At 67.5% G+C, this 14651-nt stretch carries 16 protein-coding genes; 10 read left to right on the forward strand and 6 right to left on the reverse strand.

What is annotated here, in order from left to right; translation table 11 throughout:
• Positions 1-42 precede the first annotated feature (42 nt).
• Both A5759_RS12300 and A5759_RS12305 read left to right on the forward strand, forming a co-directional pair.
• Positions 43-861: an SMP-30/gluconolactonase/LRE family protein gene (locus tag A5759_RS12300; protein WP_068197826.1), complete on the forward strand. Its 819-nt coding sequence runs from the start codon at positions 43-45 to the stop codon at positions 859-861.
• Positions 858-1673: a thioesterase family protein gene (locus tag A5759_RS12305; RefSeq protein WP_068197829.1), complete on the forward strand. Its 816-nt coding sequence runs from the start codon at positions 858-860 to the stop codon at positions 1671-1673. The genes A5759_RS12300 and A5759_RS12305 overlap by 4 nt, the downstream gene beginning before the upstream one ends.
• Here A5759_RS12305 and A5759_RS12310 read toward each other — a convergent pair whose 3' ends face one another.
• From A5759_RS12310 to A5759_RS12320, 3 genes are read right to left on the reverse strand one after another with little or no spacing between them, the layout of a single operon-like run.
• Positions 1674-2435: a MarP family serine protease gene (locus A5759_RS12310; protein ID WP_082962092.1), complete on the reverse strand. Its 762-nt coding sequence runs from the start codon at positions 2433-2435 to the stop codon at positions 1674-1676.
• Between the two features lie 60 nt (positions 2436-2495).
• Positions 2496-2687: a ferredoxin gene (locus A5759_RS12315; RefSeq protein WP_068198317.1), complete on the reverse strand. Its 192-nt coding sequence runs from the start codon at positions 2685-2687 to the stop codon at positions 2496-2498.
• Positions 2688-2695: 8 nt separating this feature from the next.
• Entirely contained in the window at positions 2696-3937 is a 1242-nt protein-coding gene (locus tag A5759_RS12320; protein ID WP_156616895.1) for a cytochrome P450, read from the reverse strand.
• Positions 3938-3981: 44 nt separating this feature from the next.
• Here A5759_RS12320 and A5759_RS12325 point away from each other — a divergent pair, with 44 nt between their 5' ends.
• Entirely contained in the window at positions 3982-4512 is a 531-nt protein-coding gene (locus A5759_RS12325) for a TetR/AcrR family transcriptional regulator (protein WP_369816190.1), read from the forward strand.
• On the opposite strand, the gene A5759_RS12330 is transcribed toward A5759_RS12325, so the two are convergent.
• Positions 4493-5659: a CaiB/BaiF CoA-transferase family protein gene (locus A5759_RS12330; protein WP_068198319.1), complete on the reverse strand. Its 1167-nt coding sequence runs from the start codon at positions 5657-5659 to the stop codon at positions 4493-4495. The genes A5759_RS12325 and A5759_RS12330 overlap by 20 nt on opposite strands.
• Positions 5660-5703: 44 nt before the next feature.
• Here A5759_RS12330 and A5759_RS12335 point away from each other — a divergent pair, with 44 nt between their 5' ends.
• The 4 genes from A5759_RS12335 to A5759_RS12350 are packed head-to-tail and all read left to right on the forward strand — an operon-like array spanning position 5704 to position 9324.
• Positions 5704-6807, forward strand: coding sequence for a phosphotransferase (locus A5759_RS12335; RefSeq protein ID WP_068198322.1), 1104 nt, complete (start codon positions 5704-5706; stop codon positions 6805-6807).
• A 21-nt stretch (positions 6808-6828) separates the two neighbouring features.
• Positions 6829-7380 carry a TetR/AcrR family transcriptional regulator gene (locus tag A5759_RS12340; RefSeq protein ID WP_068197837.1) on the forward strand — a complete coding sequence of 184 codons (552 nt, stop codon included), beginning with the start codon at positions 6829-6831 and terminating at the stop codon, positions 7378-7380.
• A gap of 52 nt (positions 7381-7432) precedes the next feature.
• Positions 7433-8920 (forward strand): aldehyde dehydrogenase family protein, encoded by a 1488-nt coding sequence (locus A5759_RS12345; protein WP_068197839.1) that lies wholly within the window; start codon positions 7433-7435, stop codon positions 8918-8920.
• Positions 8917-9324, forward strand: coding sequence for a nuclear transport factor 2 family protein (locus A5759_RS12350; RefSeq protein ID WP_156616896.1), 408 nt, complete (start codon positions 8917-8919; stop codon positions 9322-9324). The genes A5759_RS12345 and A5759_RS12350 overlap by 4 nt, the downstream gene beginning before the upstream one ends.
• Before the next feature lie 71 nt (positions 9325-9395).
• Here A5759_RS12350 and rlmN read toward each other — a convergent pair whose 3' ends face one another.
• The gene (rlmN, locus tag A5759_RS12355) at positions 9396-10520 is read right to left on the reverse strand and encodes a 23S rRNA (adenine(2503)-C(2))-methyltransferase RlmN (protein WP_068198324.1); all 1125 of its coding nucleotides are present in this window, start codon (positions 10518-10520) and stop codon (positions 9396-9398) included.
• 112 nt (positions 10521-10632) lie between these two features.
• Positions 10633-11106, reverse strand: a complete 474-nt coding sequence (locus tag A5759_RS12360; protein ID WP_068197844.1) for a MarR family winged helix-turn-helix transcriptional regulator — start codon at positions 11104-11106, stop codon at positions 10633-10635.
• 87 nt (positions 11107-11193) lie between these two features.
• Here A5759_RS12360 and A5759_RS12365 point away from each other — a divergent pair, with 87 nt between their 5' ends.
• Genes A5759_RS12365 through A5759_RS12375 form a run of 3 tightly spaced genes read left to right on the forward strand, consistent with a single transcriptional unit; the run spans position 11194 to position 14631 of the window.
• Entirely contained in the window at positions 11194-12252 is a 1059-nt protein-coding gene (locus A5759_RS12365; RefSeq protein ID WP_068197846.1) for a glucose 1-dehydrogenase, read from the forward strand.
• Position 12253: 1 nt separating this feature from the next.
• The gene (locus A5759_RS12370) at positions 12254-14068 is read left to right on the forward strand and encodes a glycoside hydrolase family 15 protein (protein WP_068197849.1); all 1815 of its coding nucleotides are present in this window, start codon (positions 12254-12256) and stop codon (positions 14066-14068) included.
• Complete coding sequence (locus A5759_RS12375) at positions 14065-14631, forward strand: hypothetical protein (protein ID WP_068197851.1); 567 nt, start codon at positions 14065-14067, stop codon at positions 14629-14631. The genes A5759_RS12370 and A5759_RS12375 overlap by 4 nt, the downstream gene beginning before the upstream one ends.
• Positions 14632-14651 lie beyond the last annotated feature (20 nt).

A 14651-nucleotide genomic window follows, 5' to 3' on the forward strand; every position in this document is an offset into this window, starting at 1 on the left:
CGAGCGTGACACTTGTCGCGTGTTTTGTAAAGGTGTGCCGGGATGACCCTGACGCCACTGGCGAAGGGGTTCTGCTTCGGCGAGGGCCCGCGCTGGTTCGAGGGTCTGCTCTGGTTCTCCGACATGCTCGGCGAGGCGGTGCACACCGTCGACCTCAACGGTGATCTGACGACGCTGCCCCTTCCGGGACATGCGCCTGCCGGCCTTGGTTTCCGCCCCGACGGGTCATTGCTGATCTCCTCCACCGAGGCGCGCCAGGTGCTGCGCTACGACGGCGAGAACGTCACGACGATCGCCGACCTGTCCGCGATCGTCCCGGCCCCACTCGGCGACATGGTCGTCGACGGCACCGGGCGCGCCTACGTCGGCTCCCAGGCCCGCGAAGACGGTGTGATCGTGCGGTTCGATCCCGACGGCACCTTCACCGTCGTTGCCGACGGCCTCGACTTCCCGAACGGGATGGTCATCACCGCCGACGGCACGACGCTGATCGTCGCCGAGTCGACCGGCCGCCGACTGACCGCGTACTCCATCGCCGACGACGGCGCACTGTCCGAACGGCGCATTTTCGCCGACAAGCTGGACGGGCCACCGGACGGCATCTGCCTCGACGCCGAGGGCGCCGTGTGGGCCGCGATGACGCTGGCCGGTCAGTTCGAGCGGATCACCGAAGGCGGCGGCGTCACCGACCGCATCGCCATCGGCGAGCGCGTCGCGATCGCCTGCGCGCTCGGCGGTCCCGAGCGTCGCACCCTTTTTCTGTTGTCCAGCACCGATGCGTACCCGCAGCGGCTCAAAGGCACCAAGCTGTCGCGCCTCGATGCGACCACCGTCGACATACCGGGAGCCGGGCTACCGTGAGCGATTCGTATTACGAGCTCATCGACGACGCCGATCCGCTCGGCGAGAAGTTCCGCGCGACCGACCTGGTCCGCAGCACCTGGTCGGCCGCGATCCAGCACGGAGCGCCGGTGTCCGCCATCCTGGTTCGCGCGCTCGAACGCTGCGAGGCCCGCGACGACACCCGCTTGAGTCGGGTGCTGATCGACCTGCTCGGCGGTGTTCCCGCCGAGGGTGATCTGTGGGTGCGGTCGCGAATCGAGCGCTCCGGCAGGCAGATCGAACTCGTGAGCTCCGAACTGCTCGCTGCGCGGCCGGACGGGGACCCGCGGCCTGTCGCGCGGGCCAGCGGGTGGCGGTTGAAGACCGTCGACACCCACGCCGTGCAGCATGCGCCACAACCTCCCCTGCGCCCGCTGTCCGAGGCAAAAAGACGTGACATGAAAAAGGACTGGGATCGCAACTACGTGCACAGCCTCGACTGGCGGTGGTTGACCGAACCACTGTGCGAGGGGCCCGGCGAGTCGTGGATCCGCCCGGAGGTCGACCTGGTCAAGGGCGAGGCCATGACACCGCTGGAGCGGTTGTTCGCGGTGGCTGACGACGCCAACGGCATCGGGACCAAGCTCGACATCCGCCGCTGGACGTTCATGAACACCGACCTCGTCGTGCATGTGCACCGGATCCCGGAAGGCGAGTGGATCGGTATCCGCGCCGAGACCAGTTACGGGCCCGACGGCATCGGCACGACGCTCGGCACGCTTTTCGACGAGACCGGCCCGGTCGGCGCGATCCAGCAGTCCGTGCTCGTCCGGCCGATGCCCCAGCGCTGATCAGGGCGTGCAGGCACCGGTCGCGACCGGCTTGTTGGCGCGCGCCCCGTCGGTCACCATCGCGGAGACCTGCTTGGCGGTGAGCACGAAACCGGTCTCGGGGTCGTCGATGGCCGCCCCGAAGCTGATGCCGAGCACGTGGCCGTTCAGGTCGATGAGCGGTCCGCCGGAACCGCCGCGCCGGATCGGCCCCCTGATGACGTAGACCTCGCGGTTCACCGTCGTGGTGCGGTAGATGTCCGGCACGAGAAGCTCCATCACCCTGCGGATTCGCGCTGGGGTGGCCACGAACTGCGCTCCTCCTGGATATCCGAGCACGAGGGCATCGGCGCCGATGACGGCGGTGCGCTGGTCCATCGCCAGCGTGGGGGCGTGCAGGTCGGGCACGTCGAGCACGGCGACGTCCATCGCGGGGTCGAAAACCACGACGGTGGCCGGTATCTCCCGATCGCCCGCCCAGACTCTGACGACGTCCGCGCCCGCCACGGTGTGTGCGGCAGACATCACCCGGTTCGGTGCGACGACGACCCCGCTGCCGTCCACCGTCCTCGCGCACTGCAGGGCCTCCGTGTGGATCTTCACGACGCTGCGGGCCGCCTCGGCGACGATTGCGCTGTCGGCCAGCGTGGCATCGGGTGCGGCGAGCGTGGTGATCGCGATCGGAGTGGGCTCCTCGGCGACGAGGTCGAACGATCCCCTGATCGCGCCGCAGCCGGTCGCGCCGATCGCGACCAGGCACACCGCAAGCAATTTCGACCTCATTGCCGAAACGATAACTCCGCGGGAGGCGAATCGGAGGTGAAGCTCGCCCAGCCAGTCGAGCTAGTCGAGCAGGCGCAACGCCGCGGCCGGGCACTGCGTCACCGCCTGCTGCATCCGGTCCCTGTCGGACTCCGGACGCTCCGGCTCTTGGATCAGCACGATGCCGTCGTCACGCACCTCGAACACGTCTTCGGCGATCGACTCGCAGATCCCGTGTCCGGTGCACCGGTCCAGATCGACTTCGACGCGCATGCCCACTCCTAGCGAACGACGGCGGGTAGCCGTTTGACGCCGTGCACGAAGCTGCTGTACAGCAGGTCGGGTTCGCCGAACTCGATCGTCGTCAACCGAGTCAGCAACTCCCGGAACAGGTTTCGCAACTCGGCCTTGGCCAGCTGGCTTCCCAGGCAGAAATGCGGGCCTCCGCCGCCGAACCCGAGATGCGGGTTGGGCGATCGGGACAGGTCGAACGTGGCGGGGTCGGCGAACGCGGCCTCGTCGCGGTTGGCCGAGCAGTAGAACAGCGCGACCTTTTCGCCCTCGCGGACCGGCTGGCCGTTGATCTCGGTGTCCTCGGTGACAAAACGCGCGAACTGCAGGACCGGCGAGGACCAGCGGACGAATTCCTCGATGGCCAAACCGATCCGGCCGTCGAAGTCCTCCATCAACCAGTCACGCTCTCGGGGGTTGTCGACCAGCGCCATCATCGCGTGCGTCGTCGCCTGCTTGGTGGTGTCGTTGCCGGCCGAGGCGAGCAGGATCAGGAAAGCCCCGATCTCCTCGTCAGTCAGCCGGTGGCCGTCGACCTCGGCGTTGACGATGCTCGTCATCAGGTCGTCGCCGGGGTGGGTGCGCCGGAACTTGGCCAGCTCGACGCCGGTGTTCGACAACAGCGCGATCTGCGCGACCGGGTCGGCGACGCGCTCGTCCTCGGTGGCGTACTCGTCGTCGCTCATGCCGAACAATTTCTCTGCTGCGTAGGCGACGGCGGGCTGGTCGGCACTGGGCACGCCGAGCATGTCCATGATCGTCAGCATCGGCAGCTGCGCCGAGCATGCCGACACGAAGTCGACTTCGCCCGCGTCGACGAGGTTTTCGACGATGGTGACCGCGTTCTTGTGAATCTGTTCCTCTATCAGCCGCACGTTGCGCGGGGTGAACGCTGAGCTGATCAGCCGGCGGTACACGGTGTGCTGCGGCGGGTCCATGGTCAAGAAGAACGAGGCGAACCGCTGGATCTCGGCCGGCATCGGGTTCAGCGCCACGCCCTGAGCCGAGGTGAACAACTCGGGATGCTGGCTGACGTAGGCGATGTCGGCGCGCCGCGTCAGTGCCCAGAAGCCGGGCTCCTCGATCCCGAACATGGACGGCAGCGGAGGGTGCCAGGACAACCCGTCGGCGGCCCGCAGCCGTGCGAATGTCTCGTCGCGCGCGGCAAAGGGCCGGCTCCAGAACTCTTCCGACGTGATGTCGACAGCGCTGTATTCGCGGGCTGATGTCACCGATTCAGCGTGACACTTCGTCAAATGTTTGTAAAGCTATGACGGTGCCGGTAGCCGACGCAGACTCCTCGACGCGCGAACGCATCCTCGCCGCGACCGCAGAAGTGCTCGGCCGCCACGGCATGACCAAGCTCAGCCTCTCCGAGGTCGCACTGCAGGCGCAGGTCTCCCGTCCCACTCTCTACCGTTGGTTCGCCTCCAAGCGTGACCTGCTCGACGCGTTCGTGGTGTGGGAACGCCAGTACTACGAACGTGCGGTGGCCGAGGCGACGGCGGGCTTGCCTCCGAGCGAACGGCTCGACGCGGCGCTGCGGGTGATCGTCGACTACCAGCAGTCCTATCCGGGTCTGCGGATGATCGACATCGAACCGGAGCAAGTGATCAAACGGCTCTCCCGGGTGATTCCGTTGATGCGCCAGCGCCTGGAGCGGCTGGCCACCGGACCCGATCCCGGTCTTGCCGTGGCGACGGCGGTGCGGGTCGCGGTGTCTCACTATCTGGTGCGAAGCGACGATGACGCCGACTTCCTCGCGCAGCTACGCCATGCCGTGCGGGTCAAGCACCCGACGTCTTGAGCTCGGCTGTGATCTCGTCGGTGTGCTGCCCCAAGCGCGGTGCGGCCGAACGGGGCTCCCACGGTGTACCGGAGAAGTCGGCCGGTGAGGCGACCATCGGGGCCGCGCCTTCACCGTCGGGCACGTAGACGATGCCGCCCGCGGCGTGGAACTGCTCGTCGGCCACGATGTCCTCCAGCGAGTTGATCGGCGACCAGAAGAAGTCCGGTTCGGTGGCGAAGACCTCCGCCCACTCGGCGAGGGTTTTCGAGGCGAAGATCTCGTCGAGTTCGGCGACGAGTTCGACCGCGTTGACGGCGCGTGCCCGCGGGGTGTCGAACCGGGGATCGGTCAGCCACTCTGGACGCCCGACCGCGCGACACAACGGCGGCCAGTGCCTGCCGGCTTCCAAGCCGACGATCCAGAAGCGGCGCCCGTCACCGGCCGCATAGTTGTTCATGCAGGGGTTGCCCATCGTCTCCCGCTGCCCGATCGCGATCGAATTCCCGGTCAGCAGAAAGGTGTTGAGGTCGAAGCTCACCGTGTAAGCCCCCTGGCGGTACAGCGACGTGCTGACCAACTGCCCCTTCCCGGTGCGGCCCCGCGCCACCATCGCGGCGCAGATCGCGGCGGCCAGCGTCATCCCCGCCGCGTGGTCGCCCATTCCGCCGCGTTGAAACGGCGGGGTCTGGCCGGGACGGGTCAGCAAGTGGGCCAGCCCCGCTCGCGCCCAGAACGCGGCGACGTCGTACGCCGCCCGGTCCGCGTCCGGACCGCTGTCGCCGTAGCCGGTGATCAGCCCGTACACCAGTTGCGGATTGTGCGTGGCGAGAGCCGCGAAGTCCAGTCCCATGCGCGCCAGCGCGCCGGGCCGGACGTTGGTGACGAAAACGTCTGCGCCCTCGATCAATTCGCGGGCCGTGGCGCGGCCGTCGGTGGTCGTCATGTCGAGCACGATGCTGCGCTTACCGCGGTTGTCCATCTCGAACGGCGGGCTCACGTCACCGTCGACGCCGAGCATCTTGCCGAACAACCGCGCCGGATCGCCGGTCGGCGGTTCGATCTTGACGACGTCGGCGCCCCAGTCGGCGAGTATCCCCGCAGCCGCCGGCCCGGCCACCCATACGCCGAGTTCAACCACCCGCACTCCCTCGAGCGGACCCGCCATCAACACCTTCTTTACATGTATTCCCGAATTTGTAAACTGGCGTGGTGAAGCACGCTGCGCCGGTGCTCGGCCTGGCCGCACATGTGGGCCGCGGGGTACAACGTATCGCCACCGACGCCGCGTTCGGCCGTCTCCGCTCACTTCCGCGGTGCGTGTCCGAACTGGACGCGCCCGCCATGTCGCGGATCATCGGCCGCCCTGTGACCGCGGTGTCGGTGCTGGGCGGCGACTCCGGCACCTCGTCGCGTGCCCGGCTCGGGCTCATCGGGGACGACGTCCCGCCGACCGTGTTCGTCAAGCTGGCCGCCGAGACCGTCGCCACGCGCCTGATGGGCGAGATGGGGCGGCTGGGCGCGACCGAAACCCGCTTCTACCGCGAACTGTCCCCGCGGCTCACCGGCGTCCCGACGTGTCACGGCTCGGCGTTCGACTCGGTGACGGGTCGCTACGTCCTCGTGCTGGAGGATCTGCCCGCCGACGAATGCGAGTTTCCCGACACCTTGCATCCGATCAGCGCCGACCGGGCCGCCAAGATCGTCGAGCTGCAGGCGAGGCTGCACGCGACCTTCTGGAACCAGGTGCCCGACTGGCTCTACACCGCATCGGGCGATACCGCGTCATTGCTCACCGGGCCGCTGTTGAAGACGTCGGCGCGCCGCATCGCCGAGCGCACCGATATCGCGGTCGACGCCGGCCGATTCATCGACGAGAACTACCGTGCCGTAGCCCGGCTCATCGACGAGCCGCCCCACACCGTGATGCACGGGGACGCGCATCCGGGCAATGTGTACTTCCGCAACGGTGAGGCCGGGCTACTGGACTGGCAAGCCGTCCGGCGCGGGCATCCCAACCGTGAGCTGGCGTACACCCTGGTCACCAGCATGACGCCCGCCGATCGCCATGCGCACCAACGCGACCTGCTCGACGTCTACCGCCAAGCGCTCACCGCATGCGGCGGACCGGAGTTGGACCGCGACGAGCTGTGGGAGCGGTACCGCCAGGGCGCCCTCTACGCCTACGTCGCCGCGCTGATCACCGCCGGGTTGGGAGGCATGCAGGCCGAGGGCATCGCCCTGGAGGGCCTGCGCCGCGGCATCGCGGCGCTAGAAGATCTCGACACTGTCGCCGTACTCCAGAAGTCGATGTGAAGAACGATCTACGCTTGCCCCGTGAACGAAGCGCTGCGCGACGCACTCGGACCCGAGGACACCTCGACGCGGCACCGGATTCTCGTCGCGACCTCGGAGGTCCTGGCCCGAAGCGGGCAGACCAAGCTCAGCCTCTCGGAGGTCGCGTTGCAGGCCGGCGTATCCCGCCCGACGCTTTACCGCTGGTTCGCCTCCAAAGGTGAACTGCTCGACGCGTTCGGCGTTTTCGAGCGTGACCTGTTCGACAACGGCATCAGTAAGGCGACGGCCGGCCTGCGGGGCAACGAGAAGCTCGACGCGGCGCTGCAGTTCATCGTCGAATACCAGCACTCGTACTCCGGTGTTCGCGTGGTCGACATCGAACCCGAGGTCGTCATCCCGCAGCTGACGAAGATCATTCCGCTCATGCGGGCGCGCCTGGAGAAGCTGCTGAGCGGCCCGAACGCAGCGGTCAAGGCGGCCACCGCAATTCGGGTCGCGATCTCGCACTACATCGTGCGCAGCGACGACGACGACCAGTTCCTGGCGCAACTGCGGCACGCCACCGGGATCAAGCCACAGGGTCAGGCGTAAGGCTCCGGCCCGAAAAGCTGACACTCGCGCAAAAATTTGTAAAGCTGTCCGCATGACCCAGGTTGAGACTGATACCGGCGTGCTGGCCGGCGACGAGCGGATGTTGATCGACGGCGAAATGCAGACCACGGCCAGTGGCGCGACGTTCGATGTCATCCACCCCGCCAGCGAACAGGTCGCGGGCCGGGCGACCGACGGCACCGTCGAGGACATGGCCCGCGCGGTCGGCGCGGCGCGGCGCGCATTCGACGAAACCGACTGGTCGCGCGATCTGGACTTCCGCTACCACTGCCTGACGCAGCTGCACGAGGCCTTCGAACGCAACAAGGAGCGCCTGCGCCGGATCCTCATCACCGAGGTCGGCTGCCCCGTATCGGTGAGCGGCAGCCAGATCGAGAGCCCGATCGACGAGGTCAAGCACTGGGCCGAACACGGCAAGAACTTCGACTACCTGGTCGACAACGGCGTGCACGAGACACCGCTGGGCCCGGCCCGCCGCAAGATCCACTACGAGCCGGTCGGTGTGGTCGGGGCGATCACCCCGTGGAACGTGCCGTTCTACCTCAACGTCGCCGAGACCGTGCCCGCGCTGATGGCCGGTAACACCGTCGTCCTCAAACCCGCGCAGCTGACGCCGTGGTCGGGCAGCGAGTACGGCCGCATCGTCGCCGAGGAGACCGACATCCCGGCCGGGGTGTTCAACGTGGTGGTGTCCAACTCCAACGAGGTCGGCGCTGCGCTGTCGGCCGATCCGCGGGTCGACATGATCACCTTCACCGGGTCGACGGCCACCGGGCGGGCCATCCTGGCCGCAGGCGCACCGACGGTGAAGAAGACGCTGCTGGAGTTGGGCGGCAAATCGGCCCACATCGTGCTCGACGACGCCGACTTCAACTCGGCGTTGTCGATGGCGGCGATGATGGCGTGCGTGATGAGCGGGCAGTCCTGCATCCTGCCGAGCCGGATCCTGTTGCCGCGCAGCCGCTATGACGAAGGCATCGAGATCCTCAAGACGATGATGGAGGGCTTCCCGGTCGGCGACCCGTGGACACCGGGCAACATGCAGGGCCCGCAGATCAGCGAGACGCAGCGCCAGAAGGTTCTCGGCCTGATCAAGAGCGGTATCGACTCCGGTGCGCGGCTTGTCACCGGCGGCGGCATCCCGGAGAACCTGCCGACCGGCTACTACACCCAGCCGACGCTGTTGGCCGATGTCGACCCCAATTCCCAGGTGGCCCAGGAGGAGATCTTCGGCCCCGTGCTCACGGTCACCCCGTACGACACCGACGACGAGGCGGTCGCGATCGCCAACAACACGATCTACGGGCTGTCCGGTGAGGTGTCCGGCGCCGACCTCGAGCGCGCGTTCGCGGTGGCCTGCCGCATGCGCACCGGCAACGTGACGATCAACGGCAAGAGCCACTTCGGCATCAACAGCCCGTTCGGCGGCACCAAACAGAGCGGGTTGGGTTACCGCAACGGCGAAGAGGGCTATAAGGAATACCTCGAAGCCAAGACGATCGGCATGCCCGACCAGTGACGGACTCCGAACAGATCGCCGCGCTGCTCTACCGCTACGCCCGCGCGGTCGACACCAAGGACTGGGAGCTGTACCGCTCGGTGTTCACCGACGACGCCCACATCGACTACTCGTCGGCGGGCGCCGTGGTCGGAAGCCGCGAGGAGGTGGTGGACTGGTTCGCGGCGAACTTCGGGGTGATCGCGTGGAGTTTGCACCACATCACGAACGTCGAGGCCGACGTCGACGGTGACAGCGCGCGGGTCCGGGCGATGTTCTACAACCCGATGCAGCTGCCCGGCATGTCGGAGCCCAGCTTCTGTGGCGGCTACTACCACCACGAACTCGTCCGCACTCCCGACGGGTGGCGCAGCCGGCGCCTGGTCGAGGAGAACGTCTGGTTCACCAATCCCCCCGCTCAGTAACGCCGAGACCGACGTTTTGGCGGAAATGTACGAGCGAAACCCGCCAATACGTCGGTCTCGAGGCGACGAACTCAACTTTGGGCCGCCAACTGCCCACAGGCGGCGGCGATTTCACGCCCTCGCGTATCGCGCACAGTGCAGGACACACCGCGCTCGCGGACACGCCGGACGAACTCGCGTTCGGCCGGTTTGGGACTGGCATCCCACTCGCTGCCCGGTGTCGGGTTCAGCGGGATGACGTTGACGTGCGCGAGCGGGCCCAGCGCGCCGTGTAGTCGCTTACCCAGAAGATCCGCGCGCCAAGGCTGGTCGTTGACATCACGGATCAACGCGTACTCGATCGACACCCGACGGCCGGTCACGTCGGCGTAGTAGCGCGCGGCGTCGAGAGCCTCGGACACCTTCCAGCGGTTGTTCACCGGGACGAGCGTGTCGCGTAGTTCGTCGTCCGGGGCGTGGAGTGACAACGCCAGCGTGACCCCGAGCCGTTCATCGGCGAGCTTGCGGATCGCGGGCGCCAGCCCGACCGTCGACACCGTGACCGACCGGGCCGAGATCCCGAAACCATCGGGGGCGGGGGCGATGATCCGCCGCACTGCGGCCAGCACCCGGTTGTAGTTGGCAAGCGGCTCCCCCATGCCCATGAACACGATGTTGGACAGCCGCCCGCCTCGCGCCGCAGGTGTGATTCCGTCGCCGTCGCGGTCACGCAGTTCCACCGCGGCCGCCCGTACCTGTTCGAGGATCTCGGCCGTCGACAGGTTGCGTTTGAGCCCGCCCTGGCCAGTCGCGCAGAACGGGCAGGCCATCCCACATCCGGCCTGCGACGAGATGCATACGGTGTTGCGTTGCGGATAGCGCATCAGCACCGACTCGAACGTGGTGCCGTCGACCGCGCGCCACAGCATCTTGCGCGTCTCGCCCGCATCGGTCTCGATCTCGCGTACCGCATCGAGCAGCGTGGGGAACAGTGCGCCGGCCACCTGGTCGCGCACGCCTGCGGGCAGGTCGGTCATATGGTGGGGATCGGCGATCAGCCTGCCGTAGTACTGGTTGGCCAGCTGTTTGGCCCGAAACGCCGGCAGCCCGAGTTCACCGACGGCCGCGGCACGACCCGCGTCGTCGAGGTCGGCGAAATGCCGCGGCGGCATGGCGCGGCGCGGCGGGTCGAATACGAGAGGTAGAGAAGTGGGCATGAGCTCAGACCAGTATCCCACTTCTGACGTCGGGTAAGTCCATGCGCCAACGGTGGCGCCGCGCGTGGTCGCCACATCCGCGCCGAGCCCCGGCCTGCCGAGCGGGCAAGCCTCAGATCAGGGCGTGCCGGTGCTCCTCCCGTGGTTCACCGGCGACGGTGGCGAACGCGTCGAAAGCCATTGCCAGCGCTTCACGTTGGGTCGCGGGCATCTCCCGCAGGATCTGACGGATCGCGATGCGGCGGTGATGGATGACACGATCGATCAGCACCTGCCCGTCGGGGGTGAGCGTCAATGCGATGTGACGCCGGTCGGCGGGATCGTCCCTGCGGTCGACCATACCGATCTTGAGCAGCCGATCACAGATTCGGCTGGCGTTTGACGCGCTGACCTGCAGACCAGCCGCCACCGCGGCGAGGTTGACGGCGCCGCGGGTCGCGATCATCATCATCACCCGCAGCTGAGGCACGGTCACCACGTCGTCGACGGTCGAGATCGACGCTGCGGTGATACCGACGAGAGCCCGTGACGCCCTCATCACCGACTCCACCTGCTCGTTCGTCACACCAGCGCCGCGACCGGCCATCTTCGCCTCATTCCAGGTTCAAGAATGTTTATCAAACCGCAATTATTCACTGTTTGCAATTACTGCCTAACGGCAAGTCTCAACTGTATGCAGGCATTGACCGTTCAGCCCGGAAAGGCGGACACACTTGCCGTAGACGACGTCGACGAACCCACCCCAGGCTCGGACGAGCTACTGGTCGACGGCCTGTCCATCGGTGTTTGCGGGACCGACAAGGAGATTGCGGGCGGACAGTACGGCTGGGCCCCGCCCGGTCGGGACAAGTTGATCATCGGGCATGAGTCTCTAGGCCGGGTGGCGACCGCCCCGCCCGGCGCGTCCTTCTCCCCCGGCGACCTGGTGGTCGGCGTGGTGCGCAGGCCCGACCCAGTGCCGTGCCGGGCCTGCGCCCATGGCGAGTTCGACATGTGCCGCAACGGTCGCTACACCGAACGCGGGATCAAGGCGATCGACGGTTACGGCAGCCAAAGATGGTGCGTCAAAACCGATTACGCGATGCGCATCGACGAGGGCCTGCGCGACGTCGGAATGCTCATGGAGCCCACCACGGTGGTGGCCAAGGCGTGGGAGCAGGTTCGGCGGGTGGGCCAGCGGGCCTACTTCGAACCCGAACGGGCGCTGATCACCGGCGCCGGTCCGATCGGGCTGCTGGCAGCCCTGCTGTCCGTGCAGTCCGGCCTCGACACCCACATCCTCGACCGCGTCACCGACGGACCCAAACCGGCGATCGCCGCGGCGTTGGGCGCGACGTATCACCACGACGACATCGACGAGGTCGCCTCCCGGCTGCAGCCGGACGTGGTGATCGAGGCGACCGGAGCCGGGCCGGTCGTCTTCGGTGCCATTGCCAACACCTCGGCCTACGGCATCGTTTGCCTGACCGGAGTATCACCGGCCGGACGAACCCTCAAGATCGACGCTGGCGCCGTCAACCGCGAATTGGTGCTGGAGAACGACGCGGTCATCGGATCGGTCAACGCCAACCTGCGCCACTATCGGCAGGCCGCCGAGGCGTTGGCGAAAGCCGACAAGGACTGGCTGGCCAGCCTGATCACCCGGCGAGTGCCGCTGCACCGCGCCGCCGAAGCCTTCACCGCCCGACCCGACGACGTGAAGGTGGTCATCACCCTCGACGACGCGAGCTGACATGGCCGCGATCGAGGACTACGCGCTGATCGGGGATCTACAAACCGCAGCCCTGGTGGATCGCAGCGGAGCCATCGACTGGTTGTGTCTGCCACACTTCGACTCGCCGGCCTGCTTTGCGGCGCTGCTCGGCGGGGCCGAGGCGGGTACCTGGCTGATGGCGCCGGCGGGCGGCGGGCCGGCGACGCGCCGGCGCTACCGCGACGACGCGTTGATCCTCGAAACCGAATGGGACACCGCGGACGGAACCGTCCGGCTCATCGATTTCATGCCACCGCGCGGCGTGGCCGCCGACGTCGTCCGCATCGTCGAGGGCGTGCGCGGCACCGTCCCGATGGCGATGACGCTATGCCTGCGCTTCGACTACGGCCACGTGGTGCCTTGGGTGCGACGCAGCGACGGCGGGCTGTCGGCGATCGCCGGCCCCGATGCGGTGTGGCTGCGCACGCCCGTCGACACGCACGGTCGCGAGCTCACCACCGTGGCGGAGTTCACCGTCACCGAGGGCCGGCGCATACCGTTCGTCCTGACGCATCAGCTCTCGCATCTAGCCGCACCCCCACCCGCCGACGCCGAGCAGGCGCTGTCCGAGACCGAACGCTGGTGGAGCGCGTGGGTGGCCCAATGCAACTACACCGGATCGTGGCAACCGGAGGTGCGCCGGGCGCTGATGTTGCTCAAGGCCCTGACCTTCGCTCCGACCGGTGGCATCCTCGCCGCGGCCACCACATCACTGCCCGAGCAACTCGGCGGGTCGCGGAACTGGGATTACCGGTACTGCTGGCTACGCGACGCCACCTTCACCCTGCAGGCGCTGCTCGGCACGGGTTTCGTCGACGAGGCGCGGGCCTGGAGGGAATGGTTGGTGCGCGCGGTCGCCGGCGACCCCGCCGATCTGCAGATCATGTACGGCGCCGACGGACGGCGGCGGCTACCCGAGTTCGGCCTTCCCTGGCTGGCCGGTTACGAGAACTCGAGCCCGGTGCGGGTGGGCAACGCCGCCGCGGGCCAATTCCAACTCGACGTGTGGGGCGAGGTGCTCGACGGCCTGCACCTGGCCAGGGACAGCGGGCTGCCGACCGACGACATCGCCTGGGACGTCCAGCGCGCACTTCTCGACTTTCTCGAAGGCAATTGGCAACGGTGCGACTACAGCCTCTGGGAGATTCGCGGGCCGGCAAGACATTTCGTGCATTCGAAGGTCATGGCATGGGCCGGGGTCGATCGTGCGGTACGCACCGTCGAGAACCATCAGCTGGACGGCCCGCTGTCGCGATGGCGAGCCCTGCGCGACGAACTCCACGCCGACGTCTGCGAACACGGATACAACACGCAGCGCGGTTGCTTCACTCAGTCCTACGGCTCCGACCACCTCGACGCGGCACTGTTGCTGCTCCCGCGGGTCGGCTTCCTGCCTTACGACGACCCGCGCATCGTCGGCACCGTCGAGGCGGTCCAGAAGGAACTCTGCTGTGACGGGCTGCTTTTGCGCTACCTTCCCGAACGAAGCGACGATGGCCTCCCGGGCCGTGAAGGCAGCTTCCTGGCGTGCAGCTTCTGGCTCGTCGACGCGTTGTGCGGCATCGGCCGCCCCGACGAAGCCACCGCGCTCTTCGAGCGACTGCTGGGTCTCCGCAACGACGTGGGGCTGCTCAGCGAGGAGTACGACCCGAAAGCCGGGCGCCAGCTGGGTAACACACCACAGGCCTTCAGCCTCGTCGGGTTGATCAACAGCGCCCGACAACTCAGCGGGCACCACACCATGACGTCCGGACACCACCGGCAACAGCATCCCCAGTCGACGGCACGACAGTGAAGGGAGACGACGATGCCCCCACCCCACGCACCTCCGCACAGCAACTGCCGACGATGACCGCTCCGCGGACGCAGTTGGTCGAGGTCAGCCTGAACCGGTCGCGGTATCGCAGCGGCCGGTGGTTGCTCGTCGCCGAGGGGGTGGCGTGCGCCGCCGTCGGAAGCGCCGCCGCCATCGGTCACCTCGGCGGCGGATCCCGTTCGGGGACCGGGATATCCGTATTCGGGCTGCACATCTCCCCCGTCGAATGCGTCGTCCTGGCGGTGTTCGGTGTGCTGGCCGTTGCGGCGGCGTTTCGACGCGGCACGGCGGTGGTTTTGAGCGCCATCGGTGTGGCCGGTGGCATGACGATGGTGATCGTCACCTCCGTGGCAGCCGTGCACGACGCCTCCGGAGCGCTGGGGTTCGAGTTCGGCGACATCCTGCTCTCCGGCCTGCTCGGCGCCTACAACCTGGGCCTGCTCATGTGGCTGTGTTCAGACGCCGTGGAGGGGAGGGTGTGGCGATACCGACACAGATCCGCGATGACCGGATCGAGCGGCCGGCGACGAAGTCTCAATTAATTTTCAGGAAGCAATAGTTG

This window comes from Mycobacterium sp. 852014-52144_SCH5372336, from assembly GCF_001665615.1.
GTDB classification, from domain to species: Bacteria; Actinomycetota; Actinomycetes; order Mycobacteriales; family Mycobacteriaceae; genus Mycobacterium; species Mycobacterium neumannii_A.